This window comes from Spirillospora sp. NPDC049652 (assembly GCF_040675125.1).
Taxonomy (GTDB): Bacteria; Actinomycetota; Actinomycetes; order Streptosporangiales; family Streptosporangiaceae; genus Spirillospora.
In genome coordinates, this window is record NZ_JBFAOF010001397.1 from 1 (window position 1) to 1,434 (window position 1,434).

Annotated in this window: 1 protein-coding gene; it reads right to left on the reverse strand. The window is 76.9% G+C overall.

Annotation, left to right across the window (positions count from 1 at the left end; all coding sequences use genetic code 11):
- The coding region (locus tag AB0J52_RS40530; RefSeq protein WP_500188526.1) for a flagellar basal body-associated FliL family protein at positions 1–1,130 on the reverse strand (1,130 nt) is incomplete at its 3' end.
- Between the last annotated feature and the right edge of the window lie 304 nt (positions 1,131–1,434).

A 1,434-nucleotide genomic window follows, 5' to 3' on the forward strand; every position in this document is an offset into this window, starting at 1 on the left:
GGCGAACCGGGCGAGGTCGCGTCCGTCGGCGACTCGGACGGCTCCGGGCTCGCCGTCGCCGAACCGATCGGTGCGGCCGTCGCCTTGTCCCCGTCGTCGGATCCGCCGAGCAGGAGCGCCGCGCCGATCCCGCCCAGCACGAGCAGCACGCCCGCGATGAGCGCGACCAGCGCCCAGGGGCGTCCCTTGCCGGACTTCGGCCCTGGCGCGGACGGGCCGGCAGGGGCCGTGGGTGCTCCGATGCCCGCGCCGCCACCCGTCCCTGGGCCGCTGAACATGGCCACACCGCCGCCGGCTCCTGGGGCAGCGGACGGAGGCGCGCCGCCGGGCGTCGCCGGGTTCGCGGTGGGGCCGGTGGGGCCGGTTGGCAGGGTACTGAAGGCTCCGCTGGGGTTCGGGACCGGGGGCGGAGGCGTTCCCCGGGCGACGCTGAGGTCCCCGGTGTGCGGGCCTGCGGAGAACGGCGAGGGGATCTGCGGGGTCACTCCCCAGCCCCCGGTCGAGGCAACCGGAGCCTCCGGGGCCGGTGGGGGCGGGGCTGGGGCCGGGGTCGGCGGAAGGCCTTCCGCGCCCAGTGCGACCGCGCTTTCGGCCTCGTCCGGACGTCGCACGGCTGCGTCGCCCGGCTCGGTCGTCGGCTCGTCGTCAACCGGCGGGATCTGGGCCTCTTCCTGGAGGTCCGAAGGCGCGGTGTCGTTCGGTCCGGGCGTGCCGAAGGGGATCGCGTCCGGGGCCTCGCGCCGCGGGATCGGGATGTCGGTGACGGTGACGGACGCCAGGTCGAGGTCGTCGGACGGCCCGGACGGCGTCGGCGGGGCGTCGTCCGCGCCGTCCTCTTCCGGAAGGTCGGTGAGGGTGGCTCCGGCGGCCGGGAAGTCGGTCATCGTCTCGGCGGGCGGCGGCGCATCGTCCACAGGCGGCGCATCGTCCACAGGCGGCGGGTCGTCGGCAGGCGGCGGATCGTCCACAGGCGGCGGGTCGTCGGCAGGCGGCGGATCGTCCACGGGCGGCGGGTCGGTCCGGGTGTCGTCCGGAGCGGGGACGCGGTCGGCCGGTCCCGGCCTGCCGACCGCGAACTCCACGGTGCTCGTGTGGTCCGGGGGGACGTAGCCCGGGGATTCGCCGCTCACCTGGTCACCTCTCCAGCGCATCGGTTCACCAGGATGCGACGATCGCCGAGCCCGCCCGGTTCACTCCGCGAGGCGGTCATTCCGGAAGATTTCGCGGCGGCGGCCGGGCCCGGCGGGAGCACCGGGACGGCTACTCCTCGGAGGCGCGCCGGGCGGCCCGCCGCTGGTGCCGGTTGAGCAGGTCGGTGATCAGGCCGATCGCGTCCGGGGTGGTGGTGTCCGGGGCGCCGCTCAGCCAGCGGGTGGCCTCGGCGAGCAGGTCCTCGGCGGAGTCGCCGGCGCGGCGCTCGTCGGCCAGCCGGCC